The following is a 215-nucleotide window of genomic DNA, read 5'->3' as shown; positions in this document are numbered from 1 at the left end:
GATTGGGGTGAAGTCGTAACAAGGTAGCCGTATCGGAAGGTGCGGCTGGATCACCTCCTTTCTAAGGAATATATCGGGACCGATTTTTCGGAATCGGGTTGACGTTTTGCGTTCAGTTTTGAAGGTTCAGGAAATCAACTTATGTTGATTCGTGTTTCTTCTATTATAAAGAAAAATTCTCAAGAGGGCCTATAGCTCAGCTGGTTAGAGCGCAC

1 rRNA gene is annotated in these 215 nt (G+C 44.2%); it reads left to right on the top strand.

From position 1 onward, the window contains the following. Positions 1–61, top strand: a 16S ribosomal RNA gene (locus tag AY633_RS15705); the annotation flags it as partial. Positions 62–215: the final 154 nt, after the last annotated feature.

Source organism: Planococcus maritimus (genome assembly GCF_001592825.1).
Lineage (GTDB): Bacteria > Bacillota > Bacilli > Bacillales_A > Planococcaceae > Planococcus > Planococcus maritimus_C.
This window is presented reverse-complemented; position numbering and strand designations above follow the sequence as displayed.